Genomic DNA, 18061 nt, shown 5'->3' with positions numbered 1-18061 from the left:
AGCGGCCCGCGGGCCGCTTTCCATTCCTCGTCTTGTTGCCGCCAACTTATTGCGGCCAGATGGCCTGCAACAGGGCAGCCAGGTGATAGCCGCCCTCGATCAGTTGCTGCTTCGCCAGCGCCGAGCTGGGCACGGGATAATTGTCCGGCACCGTCAAGGCCCACACGTTGTAGACCTCGCCCTTGCGGCTGGTCTGCTGCGTGGCGGGGCCGGCGACCACGTCCGCGTAAGCCACCTTCGAGGCCGCCAGCGAGGCATCGGCCCACTGATATGGCCAGGTGACGGGATCGCCGCTATTGCCGCTCACGGCAGGCTGGCTGGCAATCACGGTCCTGGCGAACTGCTGCGGCGTGCGCGTGCTCAGGCGGCGCATGGCGTAATCGACCACCGTGCTGTCCCAGTACGAATGCAATGGCTTGGTGGGCGACTTCGGATAGGCAGGCGCTTTCGCTTCCCCCTCGTCGGCCGGCAGCGGCGCGGGAATCACGGCGCTCGACAGTGCCGTCATCCTGGCATCGTCGAGCAGCAGGTTGTTGCCGCCGCGCGCGTCGAAAATGGCCATGCCGTCGATCTGTGCCTGGGTGGCGGGCACGACAAAGCTGCCATCCTTGCCCACATAGGCGGCACCCACGTGCAGGGGCTGGTGGATGTCGCCCACCAGGTGAGTGATCAGGATCAAGGCCTGGCGCTTGGTGAACTGGTGCGGATTGCTGGCCGCGTCGTCCTTGCCTTGCAATACCAGAATCGCCTGCTTCAGTGTCTGCACGATGTCGTCATCCGCGCTGCCCACGTCGTGGTCATGGTAGTGCGCATTCTGGAAGGGAATATCCGTGTAGTGATATTCGCTGTGTTTGGGATTGGCTGCCACGTAGGCCAGCATTTCCGGCGATTGCGGACCGCAATACGTGCCTTTCACGCAATCGGGCCAGTTGGCGATCTTTTCCAGGCTTTCACCCGGCAACAACAGGGCCGCCATCTGCGCCTGGGCAGCGCTGCCCTTGAGCAGTTGATCGGCGATGGCGCCCACGGCCCGGTGACCGTCATTGCCCCATGCCAATACATTGCCGGAAGCAAAAGCGGCGCCCAGCGCCAGCACGGTAAGTAATTTTTTCATCGCTGTCTTCCCCATTATTCCTTGCCTTGCGGCGCGCCCTTGGCCGGCTTCGGATATTGCTTGTTGATATCGATGGGCTGGGCATACGCCGAGCTCCACGTCTGCTCATGCAACGCGGCAATACGCTGCGCCATGGCATCGTTGCGCAGCACCACTTCCAGGTTGCGCGACAGGTCAAAGTAGCCGCCCGCCCAGTTGCTCGTGCCGACCCAGGCCAGTTTGCCATCGATGCTCATGGTCTTGCTATGGATCACGCGCGCGAAGGGAATGAAGCCCGTCGATGCCGTGGGCAAGGTGACGATGCGGATTTCCACGTTCGGCACCAGGGCCAGGCTTTTCAGGTAAGCAATGGCGGGCGCTTCCGTGTTCCACGCGGACACCATCAGCTTGATCTTCACGCCCCGCTGGGCCGCCGTGCGCACGGCGTTGTCGATCACGGCGTAATACGGCCGCGTGCGGTTCGGGCCATACGACAGGGGCGCGTAATCGAGCAGCTGGATGCGCACTTCGCTTTGCGCTTCCGCCAGCAAGGCGGGCAAGCCCGTTTCCGAGTCGCCCACGCCTGCCGGGTTGTATGCATTCGGGCTGGCCAGCAGGAAAGCGTTCTGCGCGTAATTGGCCGGCACCACCTTGCTGTTGAGCACCGTGGCGCGGCTGCCCTGCGACGTCAGGGCCTGCGCCTGCCAATCCTGCTCGAAGATGGCCTGCACCTGGCTGACCATGGCCGGCTCCGTGATCTTCAAGCCCGTTTCATGGATGTGCTCGAAGGAACGCCAGTCGAAATTCTGGCTGCCGATGTACGCCACCTGGCCATCGACGGCCAGGTATTTCGCATGCACGATGCCGTTGCCCGTGATCTTGTTGAAATCGATGAGACGCAAGTCCAGGTTGGGAATGGCCTTGATCTGCGCGATGGTGGCCGCTTCCGACAGGCCCACGCCCTTCTGGTCCAGCAGGAAGCGGATCTTCACGCCCCGTTGGCCTGCCGCCGTCAGGCTGGCCAGCACCTTTTCAAAGGCCGTGCCCGGCTTGCTGACGGCGTAGAACTGGGCGATGACGATCTCTTTTTTGGCACCATCGAACAATTCCGTCCACACGGCAACAGGCTCGCGCAGGTCGGGATTCGTCAGCGTGGTTTCCACGGGCGACGTGTGCACGAGCTCAAAGCCGGGAATCGTGAAATCGGCGTGGGCGCTGCCCGCGAACAGGCTGGACAGAAGAACGGAAACAAATAGGCGACGCATGGTTTTTCCTTGTAAAGTTATTTGACGCGCACGATACGGCCCGCCGCCGTGGCGCTGCCGGCCGGCTTGCCGGCCCGCGCGCGGGCGATCAGGTAATTGCTGAAGGCATCGATGTCGCGCACGCCCGTGTCGAGGCGGCGCGTGCCGGCCGCCAGCACGGTAAAGCGGTCGCCGCCGCCGGCGAGAAAACTGTTGGCGGCGACACGGTATTGTTGATTATCGTCAATGACCTTGCCATCGAGCATGATACTGCCCGGCAGCACGCGTTGGCCTTGCGGGCGGGTGCTGTCCCAGCGATACGTAAAACCTTCGGACACTTGCAGCAGATTGCCCTCTTCCGCTTCCGCGCCCGGCCATTGCTGCTCCAGCAAGGCACGAATTTGCGCGCCGGACAGGCTCACGACGATCAGGGTATTGCCAAATGGTACGACGGCCTGGTTCTGCCCCACGTTCGTCATCAGGTCGGCGCCCGCTTCCAGGTCCTTACGGATGCCGCCATTGTTCATCAGGCCGATTTGCGCGCCGGCAGCGCGCGCGCCGAACAGGGTGCTGTCGGCCACCAGGTCGCCCAGCGGGGAAGCGCCGCTGCCCTTGGTGCTACGGCCCACGTTCGGCACGGCGATGGCGGCCACCGGGCGCGACAGTTCGGCCGCGCTGCGCTGCTTCACCGATTCCAGGTAGGCTGCCACGGCCGGGTCCGGCTCATACATGCCAGGCAGCATGACGACGTTTTGCGCGCTGGCATCCATGACGGCATTCTTCACAGGATCGACCTTGAGCTTGATGCGCGTCAACATGTGTCCTCCCATCTGTGCTTGCGTAACCAGGCGGCCGTCGACGCGGCACAGATAACCCTGGTGCGAATGGCCACTGACGACCAATTGAATGGCGGGATCGAGGCGCTTGACCACGTCGACCACTTCGCCCTTCAGGTGGCTGCAGTCGGGCTGGTCGACTGCCTCTACCGTCTCGCCCCCCTGGTGCAGCAGCACGACGAACACGCCCACGCCCTGCGCGCGCAGTTGCGGCAGGGTGGCGTTGATGGCGTCGGCCTCATCGCCGAACTGCAGGCCGGCAATGCCGGCCGCCGTCACCACGGACGGCGTATCTTTCAGCACGGCACCGATCAGGCCCACCTTGACGCCATGCGCTTCTTCGATGCGGTAGGCCGGCAGCAGGGACTTGCCCGTCTGCGTGTCGATCACGTTGGCGGCCATATAGATGTAGCTGGCGCCCTTGAAATCGGGCGTGAACTTGCACGCCTTGTCGGCGCGCGACGATTCGCAGCCGCCGCGCTGCTGGCGCAGCAATTCCGCCTTGCCCTGATCAAATTCATGGTTACCGACGGAACTGGCCTTCATGCCCAGCATGTTCATGGCCACGATGCTCGGTTCATCCGCCCACAGCGCCGACATGGCGGGACTGGCGCCGACCAGGTCGCCGTTGCCGACAAAGATCAGCTGCGCATCTTCGCGGCGCCACGCCGTCAGCGCGCCGGACAGGGTATCGATGCCGCCCGCCTGCACCGTCTTGCGCTCGCCACCGGCGATGCTCGTGTAGGTAAATTTGCTGCGATCGAGGTTACCGTGAAAATCGTTCAAGGCAACCAGGTTGATATCAACGGGTGTCGCGGAAGGCGTGGCGCAGCCGGCCAACAACAAGGTCAAGGCCGCTGCCGCCGCGAGCGATGTCAAAATTGGTATCAAATAACGTTTCATGGTCCCCGCCTACTTATTGTTACAAAAAATATTTCATCAACATCAAACGAAAAAACGGCCGGTGTTGCCACCAGCCGTTTGAGACTGCAATTTAAGCGCCGAGATTAGAACTCGTACTTAACAGTTGCCTGGATCGACCACTGCGATTCGCCGCTAGCCTGACGAACGTCATAGTTTTTGACGTTGTTACGGACGCTGTAGATATAACGGCCTTGTGCATCGATACCGGCATAGTCAACGAAGTTACGCACTTGACCACCGCTCGACGAGAAAGCCATCTCGTTGATATGACCCCAGTTGCGGTTGATCAGGTTACCGACGTTAAAGAAGTCCAGCGTGAATACGCCTTTATTCTTTTCGAACAGGCCTGGAATTTCCTGGCTGACACGCATATCAAAACTATTGGTAAATGGCGAGAAGCTGCCATTGCGTTTTACGACGCCACCAGTCGAGTGAGCCAGATCCGGATTTGCATTGACAATTGCCCAGAAACGGTCTTCGTTCGGGTGATTCGTTGCGGTATCGCCTGCAAACACCACCTGGCCAGAACCTGGTTTCGATGGGATGTACATCAAGTCATTGCCAGAAACGCCATCACCGTTCAAGTCATTGCCATAAGTCCAGCTGTATGGTTTGCCCTTGCGGCCTTCATAGAACATACCGAAGCTGGTCTTGTACTCGCCGAAGAAACGCTTCTGCCAGCTGATGTTGGCGTTAAAGCGGTTCTTGACCAAGTAGCTCGAGTTAGCTGCTACGTTCTCGTTCGGATTGAATACCGAACGGGCTTGCCAGTTCGAATTCGCTACCGACGAGGTCAGCGGCGATACTTCGGTAGCGTCGCTGTAGGTGTACGACACGCCCCACGCCATGCCTTTGGTCATAGGCTGACGCAAGGACATGGTAATGACATTACCCTTGCCAGCATCAGTTTTTGTTGCTTGCAACACGTTGTTATAGCTCGCATTGTTCAAGGCACGCGTACGGAAGCCAGCACATGCGCCCGTATTGCTGCTGGAAGCGCCACTCCCACTTGCAGTCCAGCAAGCTGGGTTATAGCCTTGCGACGTATAGAACAGTTGACGGCCATCGCTACCGATCTTGGTTGGATCACCCAGATTCAGATGTTGGTAGTAGATCGCATCCTTGTTTTTGGTGTACAGATACTCTGCACCGAATACCAGGCCCATCCATGGCAATTCATGCTCAACGGCCAGGTTACCCTTCCAGATCGACGGCTGACGCAGGTCTGGCGACAAGAAGTCGACGTTCGCTGCTGGTGTCGAGCCAGGGAAGACCGTGGGTTGCTTGGTCGGATCAGGATTGAAAAGACCGTCGGTCGTATTCACGCAAGCCGGGAAGCCATTGGTGCCGCAGCCAACGATACGCGTTGCCACACCGGTATTCGAAAACGGATTGGACATCCAGACAGTTGCCGCTGCACCCTGGAACAAGCCAGCGCCACCGCGTAATTGCGTTGGACGTGCGGTATCGAAGCGGTAGTTAAAGCCTACGCGTGGCTGGAACAGGTTTTGGCCATCGATGGTGTGGGTGTTATCCAGACCAAAACCACCCGTTTGACGTGAGATGACGTTGCCTTGGCTATCCGCCACACCTGCTACCCGCGGTGCGGCCGCAGCAGCATTCGCAACCGGACGATCACTGATACGCGCCGAGTCCAGACGCACGCCTGCCGTAACGGTCAGATTCTTGTTGACGGCCCAGGTGTCCTGGATAAAAGTGCCGTAGTTTTTCATGCTGAACGATGCGATCGCATTGTCCAGCGTACCGCCCGCAACAGGCACTTGCACCTGATAGTTCAGTGGGCGGCCACGGCTGAAGTTTTCCAGCACAGCAGCTTGTATATAAGCAGCATCCGAAGTTGAACAATTTAACGTCTTGCCAGCTGGCATGGTGAAGGTCTTATAGTCAAGACCCGCGATACAACCGAAGGTATAGTTGCCATTCACGTTTTGCAAGTAGGCGTTATACACGTCGTTCTTGGTGAGGTCGCCACCAAACTTGACTTGATGGTCGCCGATCGACCAGTTCGCGCCGACGTAGGCATCGGTGGTCTTGGTGCCCAGAACGTTCAGCTGGCGGCTTTGCTCCGTGCCGAAGTTCAGATAGCGGTTACCTGTAGCGGTGCCGACTGGTGCATCTGCCGGCAAGGGGCCGGTAAATTGCAGGGCCATCGCTGGCAGGTTGGCGTTATTCTTCGGAACGCTATCGTAGTTGCGCTTGGAAACTTTAACTTCAGTCGAGAAATTAGGCGTCCAGTCACCGAACCATTGACCGACCCAGGTCGTGATCGCTTTATTCTGTTGATACCATTCGGAATTGAGCGACACACCACTGGAAGTCAAGCCCGGGAATTGTGGCTCGGACTGCTCGGTCTTCGAGTAACGCACCATGGCACGCTGGCTGTCGGTGATGTTCCAGTCCAACTTCAGCAAGGTATCCTTGACCGACAGCTTGGTGCCGCTAGGCACGTTACTGTTACCGATATCCATGCCATACTTGTTTTTGGCGATATCTTGGGCGCTGGCGATTGCCGCAGGAGTCACGGCAACGTTGGTCTGCGCACTGCCCAGCGGTCCAAAGTTAGGCGCGGTACGGCTGCTTTCAAACTCTTCGTAGTTAGCGAAAATAAACAGCTTGTCCTTGATCAAAGGAGCGCCAACGGTAGCGCCTTTGGTCGTTTCACGGAATGCCGGTGGTGCGTAGTAGGTACCAGCAGCACTGTTGTAACGGTCGCCAGCCATGCTGTCATTACGGAAGACGTAGTAGACGCTGCCTTTGACTTCATTGGTACCGGACTTCGTGACCGCATTGATGTTACCGCCGGTGTAGCCTTTTTGCGTAACGTCGTAGTTCGACACGTTCACCTGTACCGACTGGATCGCTTCGATCGAGATTGGCTGTTTCGCGGTCGGGCTGCCGTTCGCTTCCAGGCCGAAGGTATCGCTGACGTTGACGCCGTCGATGGTCAGGGCGTTGTAGCGAGGATTTTGACCAGCGACCGACATTTCGCCGCGCTCTTTATCGGTCTGCGATACGCGCGGATCGAGGCGAGCGTAGTCTTGCAGGTTACGCTTGATCGAGGCCATGGTCGCCAGTTCGGTCGCGCCGATGCTGGTGCCGGAGCCCATGTTTTCACGGTTGAAGATCTGTGCGCGGGCACCCGAACCCGTCACGTTCACGACTTGCATCTGGGCGCCCAGGGTAGCGTCCACGTTGGCTGTTTCAGCCAGTTCGAGGTACACGCCTTCGCGTTTTTCCACTTCACCGTTCTTGGTGATGGTGATGGTGTAAGGACCGCCTGCGCGCAAGCCGCGGGCGACATAGCGGCCTTCCGCATCGGTGGTCACGTTGTTCACGGAACCCGATTCGGCGTGCACGATGGTGACGGTGGCGCCAGCAGCAGGCTTGCCATCACTTGCGGAAATACGTCCGCCGATAGCGGACGTGGTGTTCTGTGCGAACGATGGTACCGCCGCCAGTGCAATAGACAGGCTGAACGCGATTTGCGTTAGCCGAAGTCGTTTGTGATTGATCATCTTTAACCCCAGAAAAGACTATTATTTTTGAAAATCCTGGATTGCCCCACCGTCCGGCTGCGCCGCACAGCAACACAAACTCAAGATCTCCTCTTTACGATGCTGCAACTGTTATGCCGGCTGGACTGGCTACTGGTCCTGACAAGACCATCACAAACGCCTTTCCACACATCACAGCCAATGAAAATTCAAGCAATAACGACGGAAACAGAAGTTTCCTGGCCGTACGACCCAGGGCGCTAGCACCTGTGTCATTTACCCGACATGCCGAGCCGGCCAACATGGCAAGCCGCGAGTGTAATTGTTAAATATTTCAAGACTGTGACACGGCGGTAAGATATCGAGGAATGTCGTCATTTAGCCGCATGACTGTTCGTTTCACTCTTCATCTCACCGTTATTTACTGCAAATACCCATCTTCATACGATATCAGCCATATGAATTGTGACTTTTTACTATCACATTCATCCCACTATGCATCATCAAAAAAAGGATGACAAATACGTTTTTTTTTACATATTTATACATTTAAAATATAAATAGCATGATGTAGGCAGCTGGATTGATATCGTGCTGGCAGCGTCCGGGCTTATGGCGCGAGATTATAAATGAGCAATATGTACTTGAAATTGATTCATCCACGAAATTGGATAAAGTCGTGCATCTGCCGTTAATTGTGTCGCATGGCCGCCACAAAATTAACAAAAAAACAGCGTGGGGATGGGAAGGGGAAATGGAAAGCGGCCGGAAGATCCGGCCGCATTGAGAACATCAGTTGCAAACGTCGCGCAACTTACGGTTTACTACCCTTGCCGGCCTTGTCGGCCGCGGCAATTTGCGCTTCGAAGCGGGCGAAACGGGCATCGAGTGCCTTCAGCAAACGTTGTTTATCCGCGTCGGCCAGGAAGGAATAGCGCAGGCTGTTGTACGACAATTTTTTCAGTTCCGCATAATCAGTCTTGTACTGGCTGGCAAACAAGACATATTCATTTGACAGTGTATTGCGCGACACGCCGGCGTCATCGGTGGAGATCACGAACGGCACGCCATACTTGCGGTACAGGGTGATCGGATGGGCCTGACCCTTGACGCCCAGAATATAGTCATTGCTGGTCAGGTTCACTTCCACGGGAATGCCGCGCTCGCGCATCTTCTGCATGGTCGCCAGCGCATTGTGTTCGTAGGCGATATCCATGCCGTGGCCGATACGGTCGGCGCCCGCCACATCGACGGCTTCGGCGATATGGAAGGCCATGCCTTCCGGCGGCACCATGCCCAGCGCCAGCTCGCCCGCGTGCAGGGCAATCTTGACGTTCGGATACTTCGCCTTGAGGAACTTGAACATTTCCATGTGCAGGCTGTAATCGCGCATGGAGACGTTGACGCTTTCCTGGCCCACGATGTTGACGCCCACCACCAGCGGATTCAAGCTGGCCGCCTTGAAGGCCGCCACCATCGACGAGAACACTTGCGATGGCGACAGGAAACGCAGCACGTACGCCTGGTAGCGCATGGTGAAGTTCGCATCATCGATGCCGGCGCTGCTGCTGTTGACGTTGTCGTTGTAGGCCGTGATGCTTTTCTGGAAGCTGGCATCCTGCTCCAGGCTGCTGCTCCAGTTGGCCAGCACGGCTTGCAAGGCGGCCGGCGGCAGGCCTGGTGCCAGCACCTGCTGGTCGAACTGCGCGTTCTGCACGAAGGGTGACAATTCGAAAATCGTTTCGATATAGCTCAGGTTTTCCGCGATGGCGCGCTGCTTCAGCGTCTTCAGGCCGTCGGCCGTATTCGTCGATGCGACGGGGCCGAAGTAGCCGAAGGTATCAAAGAAGGTACGGTCGGGCGGCGTCTGGATGGCGCCGTGGTTGTAGAAATCCTTGGTCGACCAGCGCTGCAGCAATTCCGCATACAGGCCCGCATCGGCAAACACTTCCGTCGACGACAGGCAGGTGCGCTGTGCGGCCGGCTTGGCGCGCTCGGCAGCGACGACGTCCTTGTTGCTTTCGATGCGGTAGGTCGTCTTGTTGACGCAATAGTTTTCCTTGTCGACCCAGTCGAGGAATTGCTCGGCGTAGATGGCGCCCGAGTAATGGTGATGCAGGTCACCGCCCTTGGGCATCATGGAAAAGAACAGACTCAGCTCGGCAGTCCTGGGCTCCTTACCAGCAACCAAGGCGGCGAAATGACGCGCGGTGGCCGCTTCATTCGACGACGGGCTGGCGGCATGGGCCGTTGCGGCCAGTGTCAGCGCGGCGGCAAGCGCCAGGCCAGTGAGTTTCTTTTGCATACGCGTTCTCGCTCAGGGTGATTCATGTTAAACAACGGGTAGGTCAGCCCTGCCCCCGCACATGCACGCATCGTCCGCCCGAATAGGTGGCGGCCACGGCGCGGTCATCTCCCAGCAGCGCAAAGGCAAACAGCAATTCCTCCAGGCTTTGGCAAGCGGCCGTGCGGCGCTCCAGCAGCGGCGTGGATTGCTTGTCGAGCACGATGAAATCCGCTTCCGTGCCCGCCGTGAAATTCCCCAGGGTGCCTTCCAGCTGCATGGCGCGCGCGGCGCCCAGGGTCGCCAGGTAAAACATGCGCAAGGCGGGCAGGTAGCTACCTTTCAAGCGTGCTACTTTATAGGCTTCGTTCATGGTTTGCAACATCGAGAACGAGGTGCCGCCGCCCACGTCCGTGGCCAGCGACAGCAGCACGCGCGCCGCATCGGCCTTCTCGAAATCGAACAGGCCGCTGCCCAGGAACAGGTTTGACGTAGGACAAACGGCGGCCGCCGAGGACGTTTCCGCCATGCGCGCGCGGTCGCGCTCATCGAGCCAGATGCAGTGGCCGAACATGGCGCGGGGGCGCAGCATGCCGTAGCCGTCGTACACATCGAGGTAGCTGCGCGCCTGCGGATGCAGTTCGCGCACCCAGCGGCATTCATCCTCGTTTTCCGACACGTGGGTCTGCAGATAGGTATCCGGATAGGCGCGCGCCAGCTCGCCCGCCAGGTGCATCTGCTCGTTCGTCGAGGTAGGCACGAAGCGGGGCGTGATCGCATACAGCGCGCGGCCACGCTGGTGCCAGCGCCGGATCAGCTCTTCCGTTTCGCGCGCGCCGGACTCGGCCGTGTCGCGCAGGAATGCGGGGCAATTGCGGTCCATCATGACTTTGCCCGCCGCCATGCGCAGGCCGCGCGCCTCGCTGGCGCCGAAGAAGGCGTCGACCGATTGCGGATGCACGCTGCCATACACCATGGCCGTCGTGGTGCCGCAGCGCAGCAATTCATCGAGGAAAAACTCGGCCACATTGCGCGCATGCGCCGGATCCTCGAACGCCCGCTCGGTGGGGAAGGTATAGGTTTCCAGCCACGGCAGCAAGCCGGGGGCGGGCGAAGCGATCATTTCCGTCTGCGGAAAATGCAGGTGGGTATCGATAAAGCCCGGCACGATCAGCTTGCCCCGGTAATCAACGATCTCGGCGCCTGGTGGCAAGGTTGCCAGCAGCTGCGCATAATCGCCCGCTGCCACGACCTTGCCATCGGCGACGATCAGCAAACCATCCGCATGCCAGGCATGGGCTTGCTCGCTGAAGGCGGGATCGGCGTGGAAGTGCAGCAAGCTGGCACGGTAGGCTTGCAAGGAGGCAGGAACAATCGGCATGACGACTTTCTATAAAGGATGAATGACCGCGCGCTGCTTGCGTCGCGGCGGCGCGCTGGCAGTGACCAGCCGCAGCGGTGCGGCCAGGGCCGCGCTGGCGGCTTCCTCCCACACCATGAGTAATTGACAGGCAACGGAGGCGGCGATCACGGCCGGCACCTTGCTGCGGATGCCGGGCATGCCGATCGGACACACCATGGCGGCAATGCGCTCGTCCGGCACGCCGCGCGCCTGCAGGCGGTGCTCGAATTGCTTGCGTTTCGTCTGCGAACCGATCAGCCCGAACCAGCCCGCATCCTCGCGCCCCATGATCGCTTCCGTCAGACGTTGATCCAGCGCATGGCTATGCGTCATGACGAGGAAGCTCCCGCCCGGCGGCGCCATGGCCACAAATTCCTCCGGCGTGTCGGTGGCGGCGATGCGCACATTATCGGGCATGTGGGCGGGAAACATGTCTTCCCGTTCATCGACCCAGGTCACGTTGCAGGGCAGGTGCGCCAGGGCGCGCACGATGGCGGCGCCCACGTGGCCGGCGCCGAACAGGGTCAAATGGGCGCGCGGCGCCAGGCAAGGGTCGACCAGCCAGCGTCGCCCATCCCTGCCCTGCGCCACATGCGTGCCGCGCTCGCGCGAAAACGTATCGGGAGCCTGCTCGCCCGTGCCAGCGACCAGCCTGCCTGCCGCATCGAACAAGACCGTCGCCGCCGCACCGTCGAGCGCCGTCAGTCTCCAGCTGTCTTGCTGGCGCCGTGCGCGCAGGGCGGACAACACGGCCGCCAGGCTGGCATCGACAGGCTCGAACGCCAGGTAGACGACGCCGCCGCAGCACTGGCCCAGGCTGGGGCCCAGCGCAAAGCGCTCGATCTGCGCACGCGTGTCGCCCGTGGCCAGCATGGTCTTGGCGATTTCCACGGCGCGCAACTCCAGGTGGCCGCCGCCGATGGTGTCGGCCTGACCATCGAGGGTGACGCGCATCTTCGCCCCCGCCTCGCGCGGTCCCGAGCCTTCCACGAGCGCGACCGTCACCAGCACGGAGGCCTGCGTGTCATTGTCGATTGCCGTCAGCCAGTCGCTCATCATCTTCCCCTAGGCGGCGGTACCGGCCGCCTGCACGGCCATGACCGCCTTGAGGATTTCCTCGCTGGTGGCCGGGGCATTCAGCGGTGGCTGCACGGCGTGATGGCCCACGCTGGAAATGGCGTCGCGGATGGCGAAGAACACGGAAAACGGCAGCAGCAGCGGCGGCTCGCCCACGGCTTTGGAGCGGTGGATGCTGTCTTCCACGTTGCGATTCTGGAACAGCTTGACGCGAAAATCTTCCGGGCAATCGGAAATGCCGGGAATCTTGTAGGTCGATGGCGCGTGCGTCATCAGCTTGCCCGCCGCATTCCACCACAGCTGCTCCGTCGTCAGCCACCCCATACCCTGGATAAATGCGCCTTCCACTTGACCCAGGTCAATGGCAGGATTCAGTGATTGTCCCGCATCGTACAAGGCATCCGCGCGCAGCAGCTTCCATTCGCCCGTCAGGGTATCGACCACTACTTCGGCCACGGCCGCGCCATAGGCGTAATACGAAAACGGATGGCCCGTCATCGTCTTCGCGTCCCACGACAAACCCGGCGTGGCATAGAAGCCATCCGACCACAGTTGCACCCGCGCCAGATACGCTTTCTGCACCAGTTCGGCAAACGGCACGACGTGACCATTCACATGGATGTGATTGTCAAAGAAGCGCACGCAAGCCACATCACCGCCATACAGTTTGACCGCGTAAGCGGCCAGGCGTTCACGGATCTGCCGCGCCGCATCCTGCGCCGCCTTGCCGTTCAGGTCCGCGCCCGTGGATGCCGCCGTGGCCGACGTGTTCGCCACCTTGCTGGTGTCGGTCGCCGTGGCGCGCACGCATGCGAGGTCCAGGCCCAGCTCGTGCGCCACCACCTGCATGACCTTGGTATTGATGCCCTGTCCCATTTCCGTGCCGCCATGGTTGACCAGCACGGAGCCATCCACGTACACGTGCACGAGGGCGCCGGCCTGGTTGAGATGCGTGACGTTGAAGGCGATGCCGAATTTCAGGGGCGTGAAGGCCAGTCCCTTCTTCAGGATGGGGCTGGCCTCGTTGTAGGTATCGATGGCGCGGCGGCGTGCGCGATAGTCGCTGCTCGCTTCCAGTTCGGCAACCAGCTCATGGATGACGTTGTCGACGATTTTTTGCCCGTACGGCGTGACGTTGCGCCCTTCTCCATCGTTGCGGCCATAGAAATTGAGCAGGCGGATATCGAGCGCATCGCGTTGCAGATGGCGGGCGATTTCATCGATGACATACTCGATGGCAATGGCACCCTGCGGGCCGCCAAAGCCCCGGAAAGCCGTGTTCGACTGGGTATTTGTCTTGCCGCAGGCGGCGCGGATGTCCACGTCGGACAAATAATAGGTGTTGTCGAAGTGACAGACGGCGCGCGTGGCGACGGGGCCGGACAAATCGGCCGAGTAGCCGGCGCGCGTGGTCATGTCGACCTTGGCGGCAAGGATCCGCCCCTCGTCGTCGTAGCCCACTTCGTATTCGTAATAAAAACAGTGGCGCTTGCCCGTCACCAGCATGTCGTCGTCGCGGTCGGCGCGCAGTTTGACGGGGTGTTTCAGCTTGGCCGCCGCGATGGCCGAGGCTGCCGCCCACAGGGCCGACTGCGACTCCTTGCCGCCGAAACCGCCGCCCATGCGCCGGCATTCGACGGTGATGTTGTGCGAATGTACGCCCAGCGCATGCGCCACCACGTGCTGCATCTCGCTCGGGTGCTGCGTCGAACACAGCACCAGCATGCCTTGCGCTTCCTTCGGGATGGCGTAGGAAATCTGTCCTTCCAGGTAAAACTGCTCCTGTCCGCCCACATACAGCTGGCCCTTGACCACGTGCGGCGCCTGCTCGAATGCGGCTTGATAGTCGCCGCGCGCCAGGCGCATGGGCGGCAGCACATACGATTGCGCCGCCTTGGCCGCCTGCGGTGTCATGATCGCGGGCAATTCCTCGTACGACACCTGCGCCAGGCGGGCGGCGCGGCGCGCGTGATCGTGCGTATCGGCCACCACGATGAAGATGGGCTGGCCCACGTATTGCACCAGATCAAGCGCCAGGATGGGATCGTCGTGGATAATGGGACCGCAATCGTTGGTGCCGGGAATGTCCTGTGCCGTGTAGACGGCAACGACGCCGCGGGCAGCGCGCACGGCGGATAAGTCCATGGCCGTGATGCGTGCGTGGGGCTTTTGCGACAGGCCCAGCGCCGCATGCAAGGTGCCTTGCAGTTCCGCAATGTCGTCCGTGTACGTGGCTTGCCCCAGCACATGCAATTGCGCCGATTCGTGGGGGCTGGGCTTGCCCACGGCAGCCCAGGCGGCCGCTTGCAGTTCAGGCGTGGCAGGATGGTTCATGCTGGTCCTTTCAGGCGCGGCAAGCGTAGGCGTTGACGGCGGTGCGCAGCAAAGGCGCAGCGGGACGTGTTTCCAGCCAGAAGCGGCGCAGCAGATTTTGCGCCGTCGTCATGCGGTAGGCGTTCGACGCGCGCATATCAGACAGCGGCGCGTAATCGTCGGCCAGCAGGCGCATGGCGATGACGAGGTTTTCCTCCGTCCACGCTTGCCCCTGCAGGAACGCTTCCGTTTGCGCGGCCCGCTGGGGAGTGGCCGCCATGCCGCCGAAAGCGATGCGCGCATCAAGAATGCGTTCGCCGTCGAGCTCAAAGGCAAACGCGGCACACACGGCCGAGATATCCTGGTCGAAGCGCTTGGCCAGTTTATACGTGCGGAAATGCACGCCAGCCCGTGGCAAAGGCACGCGCACGGCTTCGACGAATTCACCGGGCTGCAGATCTTTCTTCTGGTAACCAAGATAAAAGTGTTCCAGCGGCATGATCCGCTGTCCGGCAGGACCGCGCATCACGATGTCGCTGCCCAGCGCGATCAGCCACGGCATCGAGTCACCGATGGGCGAGCCATTGGCTACATTGCCGCCCAGGGTGCCCGCGTTACGGATCGGCAAGGAAGCAAAGCGCTGCCACAGTTCTGACAATTCCTGCGGGTAATACTGGCACAGCGCCCCATAAGCATCGTTGAGGCTGGCACCGGCGCCGATATGCAGCTTGCCCCCGTCCACGGCTATGCGTTTCAGGGCAGCCACGTTGCCGAGATAAATGATGTCGCCCAGGTCGCGCAGCTGCTTGGTGACCCACAGGCCGATATCGGTGGAACCGGCCAGCAGGCAGGCTTGCGGGTTTGCCGCGCGCAGTGCCACCAGTTCATCAATGCTGCGCGGTGCATGAAAGTGCTGGCCGCCATGTTCATAGGTGCTCAGGCTGCCGCGCTGCAGCGCCTGCAATTGCGTCTGCAAGGCAGCGCGGTCGAATGTGACGTGCGGCAATTCGCCCATGCGCCTGGCCGCGTCGAGGATGGGCCGGTAGCCCGTACAGCGGCACAGGTTGCCCGACAGGGTGTCGTCGATTTCGCAGCGCGTGGGCGTGGCGCCGTTTTTCTCCAGATACATGCCCCACAACGACATGACGAAGCCGGGCGTGCAAAAACCGCACTGGGACCCGTGGCATTCGACCATGGCCTGCTGCACCGGATGCAGGGCGCCGTCGGGCTGCTGCAAGTCTTCCACGGAAAACAGGGCCTTGCCATCGAGGGTGGGCGTGAGCTGGATGCAGGCATTGACGGCCTTCATCTCGACCTGACCATCCACCAGGCTGCCGATGACGACGGTGCAGGCGCCGCAATCACCCTCGGCGCAGCCTTCCTTGGTGCCTGTGCAATGCAAATCCTCGCGCAGGTGCTGCAACACAGTCTGCGTGGGGGCGGCGTTGCGTACTTCCTGTACGGCACCACGGTAATAAAAACGGATCGGTTCTGACATGCTGGCCTCGGTATAGTCCCAGTATAGAAGATTAACACCGGCATATGGGACAACTATATGCAAAGACTGATTTTACTTATCATCCCATATCAATAAAACTCAGGCCTGGAATGGATGGGTCGCATGCCAATGCTCCGCGATATCGATGCGGCGCGTGATCCACACATGCTCGTGGCCCTGTACATAGTCGAGAAAGCGCGCCAGCGCGGCCGCGCGGCCAGGCCGCCCTACCAGGCGGCAGTGCAGGCCCACGGACAACATCTTCGGCTGGTTCAAGCCGTCCGGATCGCCTTCCGCGTACAGCACGTCGAAGGCATCCTTCAAGTAATCGAAAAACTGCGTGCCTGAATTAAAGCCTTGCATGGCGGCAAAGCGCATATCGTTCGTATCCAGGGTGTAGGGCACGATCAGCTGCGGCTGCACGGCCGGCATGCCGGCGGCGTCCGTGTACGCCACTTTCTCCCAGAAAGGCAGGTCGTCGCCGTAATAATCGGCGTCGTAGCGGAAGCCACCATGTTCCACCACCAGTTTGCGCGTGTTGGGCGAATCGCGCCCCGTATACCAGCCTTGCGGCGCGGCACCCGTCAATTCGCGGATGATCTGCACGGCTTCGCGCATGTGTTCGCGCTCCGTCGCCTCATCCATGTTTTGATAGGAAATCCAGCGCAAGCCGTGGCAGGCGATTTCATGGCCCAGTTCCTGGAAGGCGGCCACCGCCTCCGGGTTGCGCTTCAGGGCCATCGAGACGCCAAAGACCGTCAGCGGCAGGCGCCGCTCCTCGAACATGCGCAGCAAGCGCCACAACCCGGCGCGCGAGCCGTATTCATAGATCGACTCCATGCTCAGGTGACGTGCAGGAAACGCGGCGGCGCCGATCATTTCCGATAAAAACGTTTCCGACGCGGGATCGCCGTGCAGCACGCTGTTTTCGGCGCCTTCCTCGTAATTGAGGACGAATTGCAGAGCAATGCGCGCCTTGCCCGGCCATTGCGGATGGGGTGGCGTGCGGCCATAGCCGATCAGGTCGCGCGGATAATGTTCGTAAGTGCTCATGCGGTGGCTCGCCTATAGGAGACAATGTGGGTTATACGTCCAATCATATAGCCCGGCACTGCTGCCGGTATATGATTTGCACAATAAGCACATTCACTCACCCTATATACAGGATAGCAAATGGGAAAACTCAGCACGCATGTACTCGATATCGCCCACGGCAAGCCGGGAGCCGGCGTCAAAGTCGCCCTGTTTTCAGTCGCGCCGGAAGGCAAAGTATTATTGAAGATGGATATGACCAACAGCGATGGCCGCTGCAGCACGCCCTTGCTGGAAGGCGACAGCATGAAGGCGGGCCAATATGAGCTGGTCTTCAATGCGGGGGACTATTTTGCCGCCCAGGGCGTGGAACTGCCCTCGCCGCGCTTCATCGACCTGGTGACCCTGTCTTTCGGCATTGCCCATACGGACGAAAATTATCACGTACCGCTGGTGGTGTCGCCATGGTCGTATTCGACGTATCGGGGAAGTTAAGCGACGTTACACGACAAAGGCAGCGTGCAGCGCTGCTTTTTTTTCGTCTGCTGAACAGCCGGGGGTCAGCCCCGCAATGCCGCTCACGCCAAGGTCAGTGCTAACGGCCGAGGCGGGGGGATGCGCCCCAGTGGGGCACATCCCGATCACGAAGTGACTGGCCCCAGCCTTTGCTTTGGGGGGCCGCATCACAAAAGCAGAAGACGAAAAAAAACCCGCTCATTGCTGAGCGGGTTTTTCTCTACTGCAAATAACAAGCCTGACGATAACCTACTTTCACACTGGTTGCAGCACTATCATCGGCGCAAAGTTGTTTCACGGTCCTGTTCGGGATGGGAAGGGGTGGGA

11 protein-coding genes are annotated in these 18061 nt (G+C 60.3%); 1 reads left to right on the top strand and 10 read right to left on the bottom strand.

Features of this window, described 5'->3' with window-relative positions:
• Positions 1-46: 46 nt before the first annotated feature.
• From EBS11_RS25940 to puuE, 10 genes are all read right to left on the bottom strand, one after another.
• A complete protein-coding gene (locus tag EBS11_RS25940; RefSeq protein WP_290607992.1) occupies positions 47-1114 on the bottom strand; it encodes a S1/P1 nuclease in 1068 nt (355 codons plus the stop codon).
• Between the two features lie 14 nt (positions 1115-1128).
• Entirely contained in the window at positions 1129-2358 is a 1230-nt protein-coding gene (locus EBS11_RS25935; RefSeq protein WP_290607990.1) for a phospholipase D-like domain-containing protein, read from the bottom strand.
• 17 nt (positions 2359-2375) lie between these two features.
• A complete protein-coding gene (locus EBS11_RS25930) occupies positions 2376-4076 on the bottom strand; it encodes a bifunctional metallophosphatase/5'-nucleotidase (protein WP_290607988.1) in 1701 nt (566 codons plus the stop codon).
• Positions 4077-4180: 104 nt separating this feature from the next.
• A complete protein-coding gene (locus EBS11_RS25925; RefSeq protein ID WP_290607986.1) occupies positions 4181-7633 on the bottom strand; it encodes a TonB-dependent receptor in 3453 nt (1150 codons plus the stop codon).
• A 793-nt stretch (positions 7634-8426) separates the two neighbouring features.
• Complete coding sequence (locus tag EBS11_RS25920) at positions 8427-9917, bottom strand: adenosine deaminase (RefSeq protein ID WP_290607984.1); 1491 nt, start codon at positions 9915-9917, stop codon at positions 8427-8429.
• A 43-nt stretch (positions 9918-9960) separates the two neighbouring features.
• Positions 9961-11277: a guanine deaminase gene (gene guaD / locus EBS11_RS25915; RefSeq protein ID WP_290607982.1), complete on the bottom strand. Its 1317-nt coding sequence runs from the start codon at positions 11275-11277 to the stop codon at positions 9961-9963.
• Positions 11278-11286: 9 nt separating this feature from the next.
• Positions 11287-12354, bottom strand: a complete 1068-nt coding sequence (gene xdhC / locus EBS11_RS25910; protein WP_290607993.1) for a xanthine dehydrogenase accessory protein XdhC — start codon at positions 12352-12354, stop codon at positions 11287-11289.
• Between the two features lie 9 nt (positions 12355-12363).
• Positions 12364-14709: a xanthine dehydrogenase molybdopterin binding subunit gene (gene xdhB, locus EBS11_RS25905; RefSeq protein WP_290607979.1), complete on the bottom strand. Its 2346-nt coding sequence runs from the start codon at positions 14707-14709 to the stop codon at positions 12364-12366.
• Positions 14710-14719: 10 nt separating this feature from the next.
• Positions 14720-16186, bottom strand: coding sequence for a xanthine dehydrogenase small subunit (gene xdhA / locus EBS11_RS25900; protein WP_290607977.1), 1467 nt, complete (start codon positions 16184-16186; stop codon positions 14720-14722).
• A gap of 99 nt (positions 16187-16285) precedes the next feature.
• Positions 16286-17239: an allantoinase PuuE gene (puuE, locus tag EBS11_RS25895; RefSeq protein WP_290607975.1), complete on the bottom strand. Its 954-nt coding sequence runs from the start codon at positions 17237-17239 to the stop codon at positions 16286-16288.
• Between the two features lie 120 nt (positions 17240-17359).
• On the opposite strand from puuE, the gene uraH reads away from it, so the two are divergent.
• Positions 17360-17713, top strand: coding sequence for a hydroxyisourate hydrolase (gene uraH / locus EBS11_RS25890; protein ID WP_086140153.1), 354 nt, complete (start codon positions 17360-17362; stop codon positions 17711-17713).
• Positions 17714-18061 lie beyond the last annotated feature (348 nt).

The sequence above is a fragment of the Janthinobacterium sp. genome (genome assembly GCF_009923995.1).
GTDB lineage: Bacteria > Pseudomonadota > Gammaproteobacteria > Burkholderiales > Burkholderiaceae_D > Janthinobacterium.
This window is presented reverse-complemented; position numbering and strand designations above follow the sequence as displayed.

What these genes read in the sequence shown, in the direction of transcription:
- EBS11_RS25930 (WP_290607988.1), bottom strand. Translation starts at nt 4,076, where the DNA reads ATGAAACGTTATTTGATACCAATTTTGACATCGCTCGCGGCGGCAGCG.
- xdhC (WP_290607993.1), bottom strand. Translation starts at nt 12,354, where the DNA reads ATGAGCGACTGGCTGACGGCAATCGACAATGACACGCAGGCCTCCGTG.
- xdhA (WP_290607977.1), bottom strand. Translation starts at nt 16,186, where the DNA reads ATGTCAGAACCGATCCGTTTTTATTACCGTGGTGCCGTACAGGAAGTA.
- EBS11_RS25940 (WP_290607992.1), bottom strand. Translation starts at nt 1,114, where the DNA reads ATGAAAAAATTACTTACCGTGCTGGCGCTGGGCGCCGCTTTTGCTTCC.
- uraH (WP_086140153.1), top strand. Translation starts at nt 17,360, where the DNA reads ATGGGAAAACTCAGCACGCATGTACTCGATATCGCCCACGGCAAGCCG.
- EBS11_RS25925 (WP_290607986.1), bottom strand. Translation starts at nt 7,633, where the DNA reads ATGATCAATCACAAACGACTTCGGCTAACGCAAATCGCGTTCAGCCTG.
- puuE (WP_290607975.1), bottom strand. Translation starts at nt 17,239, where the DNA reads ATGAGCACTTACGAACATTATCCGCGCGACCTGATCGGCTATGGCCGC.
- guaD (WP_290607982.1), bottom strand. Translation starts at nt 11,277, where the DNA reads ATGCCGATTGTTCCTGCCTCCTTGCAAGCCTACCGTGCCAGCTTGCTG.
- xdhB (WP_290607979.1), bottom strand. Translation starts at nt 14,709, where the DNA reads ATGAACCATCCTGCCACGCCTGAACTGCAAGCGGCCGCCTGGGCTGCC.
- EBS11_RS25920 (WP_290607984.1), bottom strand. Translation starts at nt 9,917, where the DNA reads ATGCAAAAGAAACTCACTGGCCTGGCGCTTGCCGCCGCGCTGACACTG.
- EBS11_RS25935 (WP_290607990.1), bottom strand. Translation starts at nt 2,358, where the DNA reads ATGCGTCGCCTATTTGTTTCCGTTCTTCTGTCCAGCCTGTTCGCGGGC.